Here is a 15,560-nt window from a genome sequence, read left to right as displayed (position 1 = left end):
TTTTTTGCAAGTAAGAAAGAGTTCTATAGGTAAAGCAATTAAAAATATAAATTACTAAAGTTTTTTTAAAAAGTGCCGATAACCCTAAAAGTCGAATGTACTTGAGGATAAATTATGTCGAATCAAATCAGTGATGCAACAGTTGTAAAGACAATAGATAGGGACAATCATTTAAAAATAATACCTCAAGAAATGAAACAATTAGTTGATACCCCTTTATCACCTATCAACATACATGAAACTTCTAAACAATTAGAAGCAATAAAAAACTCTCTGAAAGAAATGTCAGAAATTAATGAGGCTCGTGTTTTATATTTTAAAGCCGAAATTGCACTAGGCAATTATCAGATTGATAGTGACAGAATTGCCATGAGAATGTTAAAGGAACCTACCACTGTTGATTAAACAGTAATTTGCGCGCAATAGCGCGCTCAATTATTCCGAAGGAGAAAACTATATTCGCTGGACTTCGTTCCAAACTCGCTGTAGTGAGGGAAGTGCGAGAAGGACCGAAGCGCAGAACCGGAGTGTACAGTAGAGTTTGGAACGAAGTCTACTGCATGCGAAGAGCCCCATCGAGACGTATCACTTCTCCATTTATCATCTCATTTTCAATAACATGAGCAACCAATGCAGCAAATTCACTAGGCTTTCCAAAGCGTTTTGGAAAAGTCATTGTCGCCACTAAGTTATCTTGCACCTCTTGAGGCATATTCAACAGCATCGGCGTGGCAATCAAACCAGGAGCGATAGTATTTACACGAATCGCAAACTGAGCTAGCTCGCGAGCTGCGGGAAGAGTCATAGCAACAACTCCGCCTTTGGAGGCGCTGTAAGCAGCCTGACCAATTTGACCTTCAAATGCAGCAATCGAAGCAGTATTAATAATCACACCTCGCTCATGGGAATTACTCTCCAATTCCAGATTGCTCATCGCATGAGCAGCTACCCTCATTACATTAAAAGTACCAATAAGATTTATATCAATTACTTGTTTAAAAGCAGCTAAAGGCATAGGTCCCTCTCGTCCAACAATGCGCTTTGCAGGGGCAATTCCAGCACAATTAACACAAACTCGAGGTACTCCTAATTGCTCTATCGTCTGCTGCATTGCTTTTTCGGCAGATTCATCAAAGGTCACATCACAACTAATAAATAAATCTGCTGCACTTTGCTCATCAACTTGCTTATCCCAAACAACAACACGCATTCCACGTTGCTGTAAGTATTGAACACAAGCTTTTCCCATACCTGAAGCGCCACCAGTAATTAAAGCAATTTGATTTAAAAAATTCACTATCTACTCTCCATGAATTATCCTAGAAAAATTCTTTACTTAACATTTTGAACTCGGCAGTGCCGGCTTTCTTTAGCCATTCAAAAAATACCATTTCCGAAGTGACTAGATAAACTCCTTCTTGTTTCATTCTTTTTAATCCATATTTCATATTTTGTTCACCACGACAACTTACTGCATCAACAACTACAAAAACATCATATCCCTCTTTTTTCATTTCTAATGCAGTTTGCAACACACAAACATGAGTTTCAATCCCTATAAGAATGAGTTGTTTTTTTTGGAATTTTTTTAGACGTTCTATATATTTGGGCTCGCTCATGCAAGAAAAGCAGACCTTGTCGATACATTCTTGTTGATTAAAATAAGGTTGGAATTGCTTCAGAGTTGAACCAAGACCTTGTGGATATTGTTCGCTAACCAGAATAGGAATCTCAAGTCTTTGTGCTAATTTAAGTAACCATTCACAGCGTGCGATCAATGCTACATAATTAAGTACGGCTGGCGTTAATTTTTCTTGTACATCAATCAATAATAAAAGTGAATCATCTTTATTCAATAACATCCTTATTCTCCCGAGTATATCGTCCTTGTGCAGTGAGAAAAACTTGAATCATCCTCACTGCACTCAGGACTCTAAATTCCAGCTATATCAATTGTTTTCATTTTTACATCCATTTGCTTATTACCACGTTGAATAGATACAGTCACTTGTTCACCCACTTTGATTTCAGTAAGCATGTTATACAAAACATCATAGTTACGGACCGCATGGCCATTCAATGCTACAATAATATCACCTAATTCAATACGTCCCCAAGCGTCTTTGTGAGTACCATGCAAATGCGCTTTGCTTGCAGGTGTATTTGGTAAAACATCTGCAATTAATATCCCTTTATGTATTCCTAATCGATGAGCAATATTAGATGGAACACTTTGGATACCGATCCCAGATAAAACAACACGACCATTTCTAATAATTTGCGTTACAATACGCTCAATATCATCAGCAGGAACAGCAAAACCAATTCCAGCAGACGAGCCTGAATTAGAATAAATCATAGTGTTCATACCAATTAATTGACCTGCACTATTTAATAATGGGCCACCCGAATTACCTGGGTTGATTGGTGTATCTGTTTGAATCATATTGCGAATGGTAACACCACCTATTCCTGGAACTTTCCTGCCTAATGCAGAAATAACCCCTTTTGATAAACTATGATCGAGACCAAAAGGATTACCTATTGCAATTGCTTTTTGTCCCACCATGAGATCACTAAGATGAACTATTTCAAAGGGCTTAAACTGCTTTAGTAAAGCCAATGCTTGTGGCGATTCAATCTTTAAAACTGCAATATCCTTGCGTGGTTCAGCACCAACCACTTTTGCAGGTACAGTCAGCTTACCTAAAGTAACTGCTAACTTATCAGCTCCTTTTATCACATGATAATTTGTTACTATATAACCACCGTTATTCCAGATAATACCAGAACCTGCACCAGCGGGTATTTGCATTTTTTTTAAAGATTTATTGGTTACAGTTGCTAACCTGTGAACATAAACTACTTTTGGCGATGCCTCATGGAAAACAGTTACTGTGTTTTGCTCATCTGGAAGTAGCGAGTTTACACTTAAACTGTATCCTGGAAAAGTCAGAATAAAACATACAATAAAAGAAATAAATCCCGAAAAACGATGTCTTGCCATTAATATATCTCCTCCAATTAGCTCAAAATCCTGCATTTCCCCAAAAATGCAGGGAAATTGTAATATATACCAACAAAAATGTCACTAATTAGCTCAGAAGAATAATTTTAAGGCAAATGTTTTTGTTCCATTACCAGAGGCTTATTACATGTTAGTCTCTACTATATAAACTTAGAAAAAGCAGTTGGTTCCGTAGCAAGCGAATTAAAAATACAGCTGCTTTTTATAGATTAAGTAAACACTATATTAACGTCAGTTCGACATAAAAAATAAAGAGATTTTTTATATCGAACTGGTTTTATTCAGAACTGGATCCCGTCTAAATGCTACGCATTTTACGGGGTAACGTCGTTTAGCACCATAAAAGGCATTTCTATGCCTTTTATGTCGAACTCAAGTTATATTAACTGATACCGTAATTAACTTTAGATTGAGCTAAATGAATTAATTGGGTATGTATTTCAATAGCAAAATACTGATTAAATGTTTGGAACGAATCAATAATTGGCCATTGCTCAGACTCACCCAACGTATACCTCATCGCAGTGGAAGATATTGCAAGAAAGTTCTTTTTGATAAAAGGTTTTATTTCGGTCAAATTGGAAAAACTCTTGACCAAGACCGTTGTATTTTCTAACTGCATCAATTTGATTTTTTCAACAACATCGTGCAAACCTTCTTGCCTTCTTTCTGCGGAATTAATCCAATTCAATAATGCTAAGCGAGGTTCAATCAATAATAATTGACGTCCTTTTTCTATTGAGGGTTCCATCAAAAGAATATGATGATGTAATTCAAATTTAAAACAACAAAGAAAATCAAGGAAATTGACTTCCATTTCGTTGTGTACTTTATCTCCTAACCAACGAAAAATTTCATGACGAAACATGACTGAAAAATGTTTTTCTATTTGATCAAGAATAACCTCGCCTGAAAGGTGTCTTTCTAACACATATGCAGTATTATCAATTTGTAACAATCTTAAATCAGGTAGTTTAATCTCGGGTAACTTTGACGTGAGAAATGATAAGAAAGCAGCCGTAGGTTTCAATACAACGATTGCATACTGGCTTTGGCGCATATATCTCTCCTTGATTGGGTTACTCATCCTGAGTACAACAGGCCCTAACGTAACATCAGTTTCAGATAAACGATCGAACGAAGCTCTCGGGCCATTCGGACGTTATCTACTCATCCGAACAAACTCATCACCAACTGGATCCCATAAAATCCATCTGCAACTGACATTACTTAAAACGATAGACTATATATCGTCATTTTGCGAATCGTCTTTAAGATAAACTCTTTTTAATGATTGACCTTAAACCCTGCTTTTTTTACAGTACGCCAACCAGAAACATCAAAAGAATCATAAGAGTGGATAAACAAAATTTACAGGAACAATTTAGTAAACCATTACTTCTTTGGTTTGCTCTTCACGGTCGTAAAAATCTACCCTGGCAACTCCCACGCACCCCCTATAGAGTTTGGATTTCCGAAATTATGCTTCAACAAACTCAAGTACAAACGGTTATTCCCTATTTTGAGCGTTTTATGCAACAATTTCCCAACATGAGTGACTTAGCCTATGCAAACGAAGATGAGGTGCTCTCTTTATGGTCAGGATTGGGTTACTACAGCCGAGCCAGAAATCTTCATCAAACTGCAAAAATCATTTTGCACGATCATCAAGGCATTTTCCCAAATGATTATAAATCATTAAATGAACTACCAGGGATTGGGCCTTCCACCGCAGCAGCTATCTTATCGCAAGCATATAACCAACCCGCAGCAATTTTAGATGGTAATGTTAAACGAGTTTTAACTCGCTTTTTTAGAATCAAAGGCTATCCAGAACAAACTCAGGTCAAAAAAACATTATGGGAATTAGCTCATTCCTGTATGCCCCAAGAAAACTGTGCTGATTATACTCAAGCAATTATGGACTTAGGGGCTACTTGTTGTACTCTAAAAAATCCCAATTGCTCTAACTGCCCTTTACAGAAAGATTGTTTGGCTTTTAAACACAAAGAGCAACATCTATATCCTACAAAAAAAATAAAAAAAGTCGTACCTATTCAATACCGGCAATTATTGGTTTTACATAATGAACAAGGACACATCTATTTAGAAAAACGCCCGCCTTCTGGGGTATGGGGTGGTTTATGGTGTTTGCCAAGCATTGATGCAGATGAGTGTCCCTTAGATTTTATTCGATTAAATTATGATTTATCTGGTGAGCATCCGCAGTCATTACTTGCTTTTAAACACCGCTTTAGTCATTTCCACTTAGAAATTAACGCACTGAGTATAAAAACTACATCTCTAGAGACCCGATTGTCCGAAAAACAAGGCCAATGGTTTTCAAAAGAACGATTAAACACATTAGGATTAGCTAAACCCACCTACAAAATCCTATCTTTTCATTACAATACCATTCTATAAGCACTTTATATTTCGTAGAATTCCTGGTTACTTGCAACCAGGAGTTCTTACCCTATCCATTTGCAGACTCAGCTCAAGGAGCCTCCACTTGCTAAAATTCGAATTGCTTCTTTTGCATCAGGCTGTCCTAAATTTGCTGCAGCATTGATCCAAAACCAAGCTTTTTTACGATCCTCTACTACGCCTTTACCATAATAATACATATAGCCTACTGCATACTGGGCATCAGGTTGGCCTTTTTCAGCTTCTGGTTTTAATCGAATAAAAGCTTTGCGGTACTCTTCGACTCTAAAACTATCAATACCTTCGCGCAAATTAACAGCACTAGAAATAGCACAAGCCCCTAGAGTAAAAACAAAAATTACAACGGTTAATAATTCAAATAAACGCCTCATAAATCTTTATCCTCTGTCAAAGGCTTTGCCACTGGCTCAAAGATTAATTCATTTTTAGGTAAACTTAAACTCTCTAAAGTCCCATGTCGATCCACTAAAATTCCAGTAGCCATAATTCGCTTAATCACCGCACCTCCAGGCACAGTATCCCCTACTTTATAGGTTTTCTCCTCACCATTTGCAGAACGTATGATAACTTGAGAGTCATTTATCTTATTAGCAAATAAAATCCCAACTAAGGTAACATTCAATATTGATTTTTTAATACTTGATAAATTATTAGAAACATAAACTCCAAATAAGGATGAATGCAAAATGGCATCAAAAGAATTTTGTACTTTTGTTACTTGTACTTCATTTGTTGTTTCGGGTGAAGATTGGACATTTGGCGAAAAAATTAAGGTAGACCATTCGGCAATGATCAGCAACGAAAAAAGAGAAATTAAAGCCATAATAATCCACTGTGCGTATTTTGCCGTTAACAAAGCAAGAAGATCAAATTTCATGGTCAAAGCCCTGATTAATAAAAAACTGAAGTCTGATTAAACTACAACAAAAAACACACTCTTTATACTCATCAGAAAGGTAAACTTTTCTGTACATATAAGCCCCACTAGAATATCCTACATCAACTAGTCTGAAAAGAGCGCTCTTCCATACACGAAGAAAAATCAAGTGACCTAAAAAGGATAGATCTCAATGAAAAAAAACCATTTTGATACTCGTGCGATACATGCTGGCCAAGAACCCTGTCCAAGTACAGGTGCCGTGATGACACCTATTTATGCTACGTCAACTTATAAGCAACGTGCTCCAGGTGAGCATCTTGGCTATGAATATTCCCGTACACATAATCCTACCCGAGGGGCTTATGAAGGATGTATCGCCAGTCTGGAATCAGGAGTACGTGGTTTTGCATTTGCATCTGGAATGGCTGCAATTAATACAGTTGTTGACTTGTTAGATGCTGGAGATCATATTGTAGCCATGGATGACTTATATGGAGGAACCTTTCGCTTATTTGATAAAGTTAAAACACGTACATCTGGCTTATCCTTTTCATTTGTCGATATGTCGGACTCACAAAAAATAGAAGCAGCTATTACCTCAAAAACGCGCATGCTTTGGGTTGAAACTCCTTCTAATCCTATGCTAAAACTCGCTAACTTACGTGAAATAGCCTTAATCGCAAAAAAATATAATTTAATCGCTGTTGCAGATAACACCTTTGCAACCCCCTGGATCCAACGCCCTCTCGAAATAGGATTTGATATAGTCCTTCATTCTGCTACCAAATACCTTAATGGTCATTCTGATGTAGTCAGCGGAGTTGTGGTTGTCGGCGATAATCCGAATTTAGTGGACAGACTTGCCTTTCTCCATAATTCATGTGGGGGAATTGCTGGTCCATTTGATAGTTTTCTGGTTTTAAGAAGTCTAAAAACACTCCCTTTACGGATGCAAAGACATTGTGAGAATGCCTACCATTTAGCAAATTGGCTCAGTAATCATCCTAAAGTTATCAAAGTCATTTATCCAGGACTTGAAAGCCATCCTCAACATAAACTGGCTAAAGAACAGATGCATGGCTTTGGAGGTATGATTTCCATGGTGATTGATGGTGGTCTCGATGCTGCTAAGCGATTTTTATCACGATGTGAATTATTCACTCTCGCTGAAAGTCTTGGAGGTGTAGAAAGTTTGATTGAACATCCTGCTATTATGACCCATGCCTCAATCCCTCCTGAGCAACGAAAAGCATTAGGGATAGATGATGGATTTATCCGACTTTCAGTAGGCATAGAACATGCAGATGATTTACAAGCTGATTTGAAATATGCATTTGAGGATTAAAGGGCAGTAAAGCAAATTTCAAGTAATATTATACACAGGAAAAAAAGATGCATCCGTTACAAACTCTAATTGAACACGCATTTGACCAACGTCAAACTTTATCCATTGATACAGCAACACCTGAACTCATCACTGCAATTAATGAGGTACTTTCTTGTCTCGATAGTGGCCAACTTCGTGTTGCAGAAAAAATAAATCATGAATGGATTGTCCATCAGTGGATAAAAAAAGCGGTTCTCCTATCATTTAAACTGAATACTAATCAAGTTATCGATTCCAGTTTCTGTCAGTTTTATGACAAAGTGCCTCTTAAGTACACCAATTATACCGAAGAACAGTTCAAACAAACTGGGGTACGAATAGTTCCCCATGCAATAGTTCGGAAAGGCGCCTATATAGCAAAAAACTGCGTTTTAATGCCTTCTTATGTGAATATAGGTGCTTACATTGATGAAGGAGTGATGGTAGATACCTGGGCAACTGTTGGCTCTTGTGCCCAAATCGGTAAAAACGTTCATCTTTCAGGTGGAGTAGGTATCGGTGGAGTTCTAGAACCGCTGCAAGCTAATCCTACAATAATTGAAGATAATTGTTTTATAGGGGCCCGATCCGAAGTGGTTGAAGGCGTTATTGTAGAACGCAATTCCGTTTTATCTATGGGCGTCTATTTAGGGCAAAGCACCAAAATATATAATCGACTTACTGGTGAAATCACTTATGGACGAATCCCAGCAGGCTCAGTAGTTGTTGCTGGAAGCTTACCGAGTGACGATAAAAGTTATAGTTTATATTGTGCTGTTATTGTGAAGCAAGTCGATGAAAAAACAAGAAATAAAGTGAGTATTAATGAATTACTGAGAGCAAACTAATATGACTGAATGCCTAACCCCTCATCATTCCGGGGAATTACAAGAAATCCTAGACAAACTTATTAGTTTCCCATCGATTACGCCAGAAGATGCAGGGTGTCAGGAGTTTATGATCCAATTTCTAGAGCAAATCGGATTTACTTGCCAACGAATGAATCAAGGCCCAGTATCTAATTTTTTTGCGTCTTATGGTGAAACAGGCCCTCTTTTAGTCTTTGCAGGTCATACCGATGTAGTTCCTATTGGCGAAATCACAAAATGGTTGGCCGATCCTTTTGTGCTTGAAAATCGAGATGGAATGCTCTATGGACGCGGTGTTGCGGATATGAAAGGAAGTCTGGCTTGTATGCTCTTGATGGCACAACGTTTTGTTAAAACCTACCCCAAATTTCACGGAAGATTAGGTTTTCTTATTACAAGTGCGGAGGAAGGTGAAGATTATGATATGGGCACACCTTACGTCATGCAAGTCTTAGCAAGTCAAGGCATTCATATTGATTACTGTATAGTAGGTGAACCCTCAAGTACCCATACTGTTGGTGATGTCATTAAAATAGGCAGGCGAGGGTCGCTGAGTGCAAAAATCAACGTCCATGGTAAACAAGGACATGTTGCCTACCCTCATTTAGCTGATAACCCAATACATAAGATAAGTCCTGTATTGACGCAACTTACAACTACAGTATGGGATCAGGGCAATGCTCATTTCCCCCCTACCACCATGCAAATTACTCATCTGTACTCAGGTGGCCACGCTGCAAATATCATTCCGGGTGAGTTGGTTTTACATCTTAATTTTAGATATTCAACAGAGCATACTCATCATGCATTAAAAGAAAAAGTTATTACTACCTTTCTGGAGTATAACCTTAATCCAGTCATCGATTGGCGCCTCAGTGGTGAACCTTTTTTAACTGATCATGGGGCCTTACTTGAATGTTGCAAGGAGGCGATCATCGAGCTTACAGGAAATTCACCAGAACTTTCTACAAGTGGAGGTACATCAGACGGACGTTTTATAGCACCCTATGGTGTTGAGGTTATAGAACTTGGGCTTGTAAATGCAACGATTCATCAGGTTAATGAATGTATTACTTTAAACCAATTATATCAATTAGAAACTTTGTATTTTTTAATTTGTGAAAAATTATTTAATAACGTGAGTTCGACGTAAAAGCACGGAAATACCTTTAAGTCACTACATAAACGTCATCTACTAGGGAGAGAAAAGCATGAAAAGTTGCAAATTAAATCCTGTAGCTTTAGGTCTCGCATTTGGAGTTCTCTGGGGCGTATCCATATTCATTTTAGGATTACTTGCTTATTATTATACTTATGGACATGCTTTTGTTTTAGCTATAAGCTCATTATATCCAGGTTACGCACCCTCAATCAAAGGAAGTATCTTGGGAGGAGTTGTAGGTTTTATTGATGCCTTCATCGTAGGTTTTCTTATTGCTTGGCTCTATAATTTGTTTAATTTATACACAACAAGCTGTTGTGATAAAAACAAAGATAAACTCGCTAAATAATGTGAGTTCGGCGTAAAAATTGAATTCTCATGCCTTTTATTTTAACATTAGAGGCCTATAGACCCCTATTTGTGCGGCTTTTGAGTTAAATAAAAAAGTCTACATAGAGTACAAACTTTCGGATTAATCAACTAGAGACTACTTTTTTGATTCAGAATAAAATTTTAGCGCTTAGACTTCTTACAGGTGCACATGTTTTTTTAATAACTATCAGTAACATATTAGTACAATACCCTTTTGATCTCTTTGGTTATCACACTACTTGGGGCGCTTTTACTTATCCCTTCATTTTTATTTTGACCGATCTGACTACTAGGCTCTCTAACGCCAAGACGGCTCGAAGCATCATTTTTATTAGTATGATTCCAGGATTACTCATCTCATATTTTATAGCAAGCTCTATTGAATCTCTTGGAGCCTTAAGCTGGAATAGTTTTTTTGCAATACACTATATGCCTTTACGTGTTGCATTTGCCTGCTTCATTGCCTATGTCATCGGCCAGTTTATGGATATTTTTATTTTTCAGCGTCTTCGAAACAGCTCATCTTGGTGGGTAGCGCCAGCACTTTCAACTACAATAGGAAATATAATAGATACCCTTTTGTTTTTTACTATTGCGTTTTATCACAGTACCCATCCTTTTTTGAGCCAACATTGGCCGGAAATAGCCATCGTTGATGTCTGTTTTAAAATTCTAATTAGCCTGATAGCCTTTGTTCCTATCTATGGCTGTGTGTTACACTTTTTTAGTATCAAATATAGGAATAAAGTTACAGTCTAATCACTAAAATTAAGTTGCATATTATTAAGGCCATATCCCTTATGTCTTCAAAAATACACATATCAGAAAGTGATATTTTAAAGGGTAGCATTATCCATCTAGAGCCTATTTCACTTCGACATCGAGAAGGTTTATCTAAAGCAGCTGATGATGAGCAAATATGGAAATACATGCCACAAAATGCCACGAAAAAATTCTTTGATTCCTGGTTTAATAGTTGCCTAGATAAAATGGTAACAGGAGAACAAATTATTTATGCGGTACGCTGCAAAGCAAACCAAGCTATTGTAGGCGCAACAGCATACTATGGGATTCAATTAGAAAACAAAAGTCTTGTAATAGGCTATAGCTGGTATACACCTAATTTATGGGGAAGCAAAGTAAATCCTGAAGCGAAGTTACTTATGTTAACTCAAGCATTTGAATGCTGGGGTATTAATCGAGTTGAACTAGGCACTGACTCTCGTAACATACGCTCCTACAATGCCATCAAAAAATTAGGGGCTACTGAAGAAGGCCTATTGCGCCAACATATGATTCTTCAAGATAAGGTAATTACTGATACAATAATTTTTAGCATTCTTCGTTCTGAGTGGCCCGATATTAAAATGGGATTAATAAATCGCCTGTAGCTTCATAAGTGTTCACTAATGGCGTCAGCTTAAGGGAAAAGATGAGGTTTCGAGGAACTCACGGTTTCGAAAGAACGTCGCCCTCCGCGAAAGCGGAGGGTCTAAATAACTTGCTAAACAGTCAGCGCTTTGTTTCTAGAACAATTGTGCTTTTATAGTAAGGCTTTTGATTGAGACCCCCCGCTTTCGCGGAGGGTGACGATTTGCCTAGAGACGAAGATTGGTCCTTAAGCTGACACTATTGTGTGAACGCTTACCATTTTTAATTCACAACATGCCATGTACCATCTGGCTGACGACACGCACTACCACGTAATGTTTCAGTTTTTCCATCAATAACTGCTTTAGTAATATACTCACGGCAAGGTAAACGCTCGCGATAATAAGTACGTGTTGGTTGCACTGAATATCTGTATCCTGTATCTGGATTTGACCAATTTACCGCTTTACCGGTAGGAGCAGTTTCTAATGCACGTTGCATTTCCATTCGATCGACCTTATCCATAGTTTTACCAATTTGGCCACCCAAATAAGCACCAACAATCGCACCACCTGCTGCTGCAGCCATTCTAGCCGCAGATCCACCACCAAATTGACTTCCAATCAATCCACCGATAACGCCACCTGAGATAGTACCTACGTCTTCATGAGTTACTGGTCCGCAACCCACCAAAAATAAAGACAATGATACAACTGCTAGTTTTTTCATAACGTATCACCATTTAAAAGGTTACAAAATCGGCTCTTATTCTAACACCACGCTCAGTTATTATCCATAGTTATAAAGATCATCTGTATTAACGTCAGCGAGTAGACATCTTTTAACCTAGAAAAAGCAGTTGAATCCGTAGCGAGCAAACTAAAGGTGCTGAAAATACAGCAGGTTCAGTGCCCTTAGCTTGTGCAGTAGGACTCAACTGTTTTTTCTAGGTTTAATTACATAAAGATCAAAATTTAAACTGAATTACAATAACACTACAATCTACCATGACGTACGCGCTCAGAAATTTGGCACAACAATTCATAACCTGAAGTACCCGCTGCTTGGGCAATTCGTTCAACTAAAATATGTGTTCCCCAAAGCTCGACTGGCGCTCCAGGTTTAACCTCCGAATGATCTGTTAAATCTACAGCCAGCATATCCATTGAGACCCGTCCTACGATAGGCACTTCCTTACCTTGAACCCATACTGGGGTATTTTCAGCAATATGCCGTGGATAACCATCTCCATAACCTGCAGCGACGATGCCTATAATAGAAGGTTTTTCACTTTTCCAAATACCACTATATCCTACTGGGGCTAAAGGAGGATTATGATACACTGCGCTGATTGCTGATATAAAGCGCATTACTGGAAGCAAACCCAACTCCATTGCTGTCTGATTGGCAAAAGGAGATACACCATACAGCATGATACCAGGCCTCACCACATCTGCATGAGTTTGTGGAAAAGAAATAATAGCCGCTGAATTAGCAATACTTCGTTGACTAAATCCAGCAATAGAAATACTCTCAAATAAAGAAATTTGCTGAACATTTTCCACACGCTCTGGCTCATCTGCACAAGCTAAATGAGTCATCAAACCAATATCTTTATCCACCCAAGGACAAGTTTGTAATGCATCCAATACATCGTGTATCTCATGAGGTTTAAAACCTAAGCGATGCATACCTGTATTTACCTTCACCCATAATTTAATGGGTTTATTTAAGGAGGTATTTAAAAGCCATTGTAATTGATGAGGTTGATGTATGACACAACCAAATTGATGGTGCGCCACTGTTTTAAATTCATCAGGACTAAATACACCTTGAAAAAGAATACACGGAGTACGACTACCTATCTTATGGAGAGTTAAAGCCTCCTCAATACAGGCGACCCCAAAAGCATCAACCAGCCCTTCTAATACTGGGACCACAACATGCACTCCACAACCATAGGCATTTGCCTTGACCATTGCAATTATTTTCTTGCCTGGCGCAAATCGTCTTATTTGCTCTAAATTATGAAGTAAAGCACTTGGCTCTATCACCAACCTAGTAGGTCTTGACACCTCAATCTACCCCTTGATAACCTGTGTAAGCTAAATCTTCGAAACGCGTGTACTTACCTATAAAGGCAACACGCACCTTACCAATAGGACCATTTCTTTGTTTCGCTACAATTATTTCTGCAGTACCTTTGTCGGGACTGTCTTCATGATAGACTTCATCCCTATAAATAAAACAGATTAAATCAGCGTCTTGTTCGATTGCTCCTGACTCTCGTAAGTCTGACATAACAGGTCTTTTATCCGCGCGTTGCTCCAAACTTCGGTTTAACTGTGATAGAGCAATTACGGGTACCTGTAATTCTTTAGCCAATGACTTAAGACTACGAGAAATTTCAGAAATCTCTGCGGTTCTGTTATCTGCATTAAACCCAGGTACTTTCATTAATTGCAAATAATCCACTACAATAAGACCTAATGAACCATGTTCTTTAGCTAAACGTCTAGCACGTGCACGCATTTCTCCAGGACTTAGGGCTGGAGTATCATCGATAAATAAAGGCGCTTCTGAAAGCATATGTACTGCCGAAGTTACTCGAGGCCAATCATCATCATCCAGTTTTCCGGTCCTAATCTTGTGCTGATCGATACGCCCTAATGAAGACATCATCCTCATGGCCAACGAATCTGCGGGCATTTCCATGGAAAAAACCAGTACTGGCTTACCGGATTTAATCGCAGCATGTTCCGCCATATTCATTACTAAAGTAGTTTTACCCATGGAAGGACGACCTGCAACAATAATTAAGTCAGAAGGTTGTAACCCAGAAGTCATTTCATCTAAATCAGATAAGCCTGTGGCTAAACCAGTGATTGCATCCCCATTGTGATAAAGCGCATCTATTTTTTCTACTGCACGGACCAAGATGGATTTTATATTTTCAGGACCTCCATCCCCGCCTGTTTGTTCCCCTATTGCAAACACTTTGGTTTCTGCTAAATCCAGCAATTCAGGAACTTCTCTACCTCCCGGATTATATGCCGAATCAGCAATTTCTGTAGCTACAGCAATAAGCTGTCTTTGGACTGATTTCTCACGAACAATCTCAGCATAAGCAGATACATTAGCAACACTAGGTGTATTATTAGCAAGTTCAAATAAATAGGCTTCACCACCTGCGTCATCTAATTCATTATATGACGTTAAAGCATCGAGTAACGTGACTACATCAAAGGGTTGATCTTTTTTAGCTAATGCGGAAATGGCTCGAAATAAAATTCGATGCTCCGTACGATAAAAATCTGTCTCGCATAGCTTATGGCTGATTTTATCCCAAACCTGATTATCCAACATCAATCCACCAATAATGGATTGTTCCGCTTCCACTGAATGAGGCGGTCGCTTTAATGGATCAACCGTTTTTTTGGAATTTTGCAGCTCATACATAGCAATAATATAATGAAAATTAGACCAAAATGTATTGTAATGTTCTTTTAAAAGGATGTCACCCCGAATAGATGTTATTCGGGATGCAAATATCCTAGAGATTTAGTGTTGTTTTATAACATGGCTCTATTCTTTATGCCAAACTTGAGTACGGCCTAATAGAGAAATTCCGAGATATCCTCGAACCAAGAGTTTATTTCCTTGGACAGTGAGCTTAGCCCGATAAATTTTACCTGTTTTGGGATCTAAAATAGAGCCACCACTCCATTCATTATCCCCTTCTTTCTTCAATCCCCACATAAACCGCAATCCTACTACTTTTTTTCCTTTAAATGCACCAGGACAATTTTCACAAATTCCAGTATCGCCCGGTTGTGGATATACCTTATCAATAACACCACTTAACACTCCCCCGGATTCAGTAATAGTCACAATTGCTCTTTTAGCACCCGTTTTATCATCCATAGTGACCCAGTTACCCACTGGAACTTGGGATGCAGCCAATAGCGTAGGGAAATAAAATGAGGCAAGAACAAAACCAAAAGCTCGCTTCCATAGGTTCATAATTTTCTCCATGTTTGCAATCAGTTAATAGCTTATGCTAT

The 15,560-nt window shown here is 38.3% G+C and carries 18 protein-coding genes; 8 read left to right on the top strand and 10 right to left on the bottom strand.

Features of this window, described 5'->3' with window-relative positions:
* Positions 1 to 114 precede the first annotated feature (114 nt).
* Complete coding sequence (gene flgM, locus Lgra_RS14690; protein WP_058500011.1) at positions 115 to 405, top strand: flagellar biosynthesis anti-sigma factor FlgM; 291 nt, start codon at positions 115 to 117, stop codon at positions 403 to 405.
* Between the two features lie 148 nt (positions 406 to 553).
* On the opposite strand, the gene Lgra_RS14685 is transcribed toward flgM, so the two are convergent.
* From Lgra_RS14685 to Lgra_RS14670, 4 genes are all read right to left on the bottom strand, one after another.
* A complete protein-coding gene (locus Lgra_RS14685; protein ID WP_058500010.1) occupies positions 554 to 1,297 on the bottom strand; it encodes an SDR family NAD(P)-dependent oxidoreductase in 744 nt (247 codons plus the stop codon).
* A gap of 22 nt (positions 1,298 to 1,319) precedes the next feature.
* Complete coding sequence (locus Lgra_RS14680) at positions 1,320 to 1,862, bottom strand: hydrolase (protein WP_058500009.1); 543 nt, start codon at positions 1,860 to 1,862, stop codon at positions 1,320 to 1,322.
* Positions 1,863 to 1,933: 71 nt separating this feature from the next.
* Positions 1,934 to 3,007 carry a S1C family serine protease gene (locus Lgra_RS14675; protein WP_058500008.1) on the bottom strand — a complete coding sequence of 358 codons (1,074 nt, stop codon included), beginning with the start codon at positions 3,005 to 3,007 and terminating at the stop codon, positions 1,934 to 1,936.
* Between the two features lie 403 nt (positions 3,008 to 3,410).
* Positions 3,411 to 4,088 carry a hypothetical protein gene (locus Lgra_RS14670; protein WP_058500007.1) on the bottom strand — a complete coding sequence of 226 codons (678 nt, stop codon included), beginning with the start codon at positions 4,086 to 4,088 and terminating at the stop codon, positions 3,411 to 3,413.
* A 296-nt stretch (positions 4,089 to 4,384) separates the two neighbouring features.
* On the opposite strand from Lgra_RS14670, the gene mutY reads away from it, so the two are divergent.
* Positions 4,385 to 5,452 (top strand): A/G-specific adenine glycosylase, encoded by a 1,068-nt coding sequence (gene mutY, locus Lgra_RS14665; protein WP_083502915.1) that lies wholly within the window; start codon positions 4,385 to 4,387, stop codon positions 5,450 to 5,452.
* A 68-nt stretch (positions 5,453 to 5,520) separates the two neighbouring features.
* Here mutY and Lgra_RS14660 read toward each other — a convergent pair whose 3' ends face one another.
* The gene (locus Lgra_RS14660) at positions 5,521 to 5,847 is read right to left on the bottom strand and encodes a tetratricopeptide repeat protein (protein ID WP_058500006.1); all 327 of its coding nucleotides are present in this window, start codon (positions 5,845 to 5,847) and stop codon (positions 5,521 to 5,523) included.
* Positions 5,844 to 6,353, bottom strand: coding sequence for a type II secretion system protein N (locus tag Lgra_RS14655; protein WP_058500005.1), 510 nt, complete (start codon positions 6,351 to 6,353; stop codon positions 5,844 to 5,846). Before Lgra_RS14655 ends, Lgra_RS14660 begins: the two co-directional genes overlap by 4 nt.
* 193 nt (positions 6,354 to 6,546) lie before the next feature.
* On the opposite strand from Lgra_RS14655, the gene Lgra_RS14650 reads away from it, so the two are divergent.
* The 6 genes from Lgra_RS14650 (at position 6,547) to Lgra_RS14625 (ending at position 11,516) form a co-directional block, all read left to right on the top strand.
* Positions 6,547 to 7,701: a trans-sulfuration enzyme family protein gene (locus Lgra_RS14650; RefSeq protein WP_058500004.1), complete on the top strand. Its 1,155-nt coding sequence runs from the start codon at positions 6,547 to 6,549 to the stop codon at positions 7,699 to 7,701.
* 47 nt (positions 7,702 to 7,748) lie between these two features.
* On the top strand, positions 7,749 to 8,570 hold the full coding sequence (dapD, locus tag Lgra_RS14645) for a 2,3,4,5-tetrahydropyridine-2,6-dicarboxylate N-succinyltransferase (RefSeq protein WP_058500003.1): 822 nt from the start codon (positions 7,749 to 7,751) through the stop codon (positions 8,568 to 8,570).
* Position 8,571: 1 nt separating this feature from the next.
* Complete coding sequence (gene dapE / locus Lgra_RS14640; RefSeq protein ID WP_058500002.1) at positions 8,572 to 9,744, top strand: succinyl-diaminopimelate desuccinylase; 1,173 nt, start codon at positions 8,572 to 8,574, stop codon at positions 9,742 to 9,744.
* 58 nt (positions 9,745 to 9,802) lie between these two features.
* Positions 9,803 to 10,102 (top strand): bacteriophage holin, encoded by a 300-nt coding sequence (locus Lgra_RS14635; protein ID WP_058500001.1) that lies wholly within the window; start codon positions 9,803 to 9,805, stop codon positions 10,100 to 10,102.
* A gap of 146 nt (positions 10,103 to 10,248) precedes the next feature.
* Positions 10,249 to 10,884, top strand: coding sequence for a 7-cyano-7-deazaguanine/7-aminomethyl-7-deazaguanine transporter (locus tag Lgra_RS14630; protein WP_058500000.1), 636 nt, complete (start codon positions 10,249 to 10,251; stop codon positions 10,882 to 10,884).
* A 41-nt stretch (positions 10,885 to 10,925) separates the two neighbouring features.
* A complete protein-coding gene (locus Lgra_RS14625) occupies positions 10,926 to 11,516 on the top strand; it encodes a GNAT family N-acetyltransferase (protein ID WP_058499999.1) in 591 nt (196 codons plus the stop codon).
* Positions 11,517 to 11,778: 262 nt separating this feature from the next.
* Here the strand turns inward: Lgra_RS14625 and Lgra_RS14620 are convergent, their stop codons facing one another.
* The 4 genes from Lgra_RS14620 to Lgra_RS14605 all read right to left on the bottom strand — a co-directional run bounded on the left by Lgra_RS14620 (position 11,779) and on the right by Lgra_RS14605 (position 15,519).
* On the bottom strand, positions 11,779 to 12,225 hold the full coding sequence (locus Lgra_RS14620) for an RT0821/Lpp0805 family surface protein (protein ID WP_058499998.1): 447 nt from the start codon (positions 12,223 to 12,225) through the stop codon (positions 11,779 to 11,781).
* Between the two features lie 266 nt (positions 12,226 to 12,491).
* A complete protein-coding gene (gene alr, locus Lgra_RS14615) occupies positions 12,492 to 13,571 on the bottom strand; it encodes an alanine racemase (protein ID WP_058499997.1) in 1,080 nt (359 codons plus the stop codon).
* A gap of 1 nt (position 13,572) precedes the next feature.
* The gene (dnaB, locus tag Lgra_RS14610; RefSeq protein WP_058499996.1) at positions 13,573 to 14,955 is read right to left on the bottom strand and encodes a replicative DNA helicase; all 1,383 of its coding nucleotides are present in this window, start codon (positions 14,953 to 14,955) and stop codon (positions 13,573 to 13,575) included.
* 126 nt (positions 14,956 to 15,081) lie between these two features.
* Positions 15,082 to 15,519, bottom strand: a complete 438-nt coding sequence (locus Lgra_RS14605; protein WP_058499995.1) for a DUF2147 domain-containing protein — start codon at positions 15,517 to 15,519, stop codon at positions 15,082 to 15,084.
* Between the last annotated feature and the right edge of the window lie 41 nt (positions 15,520 to 15,560).

Origin of the sequence: Legionella gratiana (assembly GCF_001467695.1) — a bacterium.
GTDB lineage: Bacteria > Pseudomonadota > Gammaproteobacteria > Legionellales > Legionellaceae > Legionella > Legionella gratiana.
This window is presented reverse-complemented; position numbering and strand designations above follow the sequence as displayed.